General features: G+C 71.2%; 2 protein-coding genes. One reads left to right on the top strand and one right to left on the bottom strand.

Annotated elements, in window-relative coordinates; translation table 11 throughout:
- Window positions 1–173: 173 nt before the first annotated feature.
- Window positions 174–341 carry a hypothetical protein gene (locus ACI78Z_RS24990; RefSeq protein WP_457039233.1) on the bottom strand — a complete coding sequence of 56 codons (168 nt, stop codon included), beginning with the start codon at window positions 339–341 and terminating at the stop codon, window positions 174–176.
- A 408-nt stretch (window positions 342–749) separates the two neighbouring features.
- Here ACI78Z_RS24990 and ACI78Z_RS24985 point away from each other — a divergent pair.
- A partial coding sequence (locus tag ACI78Z_RS24985) for a 3-hydroxyacyl-CoA dehydrogenase NAD-binding domain-containing protein (protein ID WP_457039234.1) occupies window positions 750–874 on the top strand: 125 nt, incomplete at its 3' end.

Raw genomic sequence — 874 nt, 5'->3', positions numbered from 1 at the left:
GCCCTTGCGGGCCACGGCGATCACGTCACGACGGAACTCCGCCGGGAACGGCTTGGGCACGATGCTGATCCTTCCAGCGAGGCCGCAGCCTCACAGGCAAGGAGTCAACCGAACCGGGGGCAGTCCCGACGGCGCAGGGGAGCGTCAGGCGGCCGGTACTCCTGAGGGTGAGGTCACGTCGGGGACGACGACGAGTGGGGGCGGGTCGGGGCGCCCATGGTGTCGGGCCCGGGCGTCCCGATCTCCCGGCGCTCGGCACGGTCGATGCACCGGCCGAGCAGGATGGCGGCGGAGACGGCGAGCAGCACCCAGATCACCACCGCGGTCCACACCCACCACACGCGCGCCTCCAGGTCCGTGCGCAATCCCGGTTGGGAGTAGAGGGCAGGCCGGCGGTGGTGCGGGATCCCCAGAGTGCGGGGGGTGGGAGCCGCTGCGGTGCCCGTGACGGATCGGTACCTGTCACCACCGACGGGTGCGCGAGTCCGGGCAGACTGCTGCTCGTGTTCACGCTGCCGGCGGTTCCCGGCCCCATCCGGGTGACGAGCTCGTGACGGTGCCTCCCGTGGACGGGGACCCGCTGGCACCGCTTCCGCCAGGTCGACTACGACGCTCTCAGCGGCTCGAGCCTCTACGCCTGTCGCTGCGGCGGGCTGAGATGGCCTGTCAGTACGGCCGCCCCGTAGGTTCGCTCCGGCTGCGGTGGCAGCGGACCGCCGTGGCAGTTCTCTAGTACGGGGTGGACGGTCATGAGGGTCTCGGTCGTGGGTTGCGGCTATCTGGGTGCGGTGCATGCGGCGTCGATGGCGGAGTTGGGTCACGAGGTGGTGGGGATCGACGTCGACGAGCGCAAGGTCGCGGCGTTGAACGAGGC

Source organism: Geodermatophilus sp. SYSU D01176 (assembly GCF_054050015.1).
Note: the sequence above shows the minus strand (reverse complement) of the source record. Positions and strands in the feature narration are given on the sequence as shown.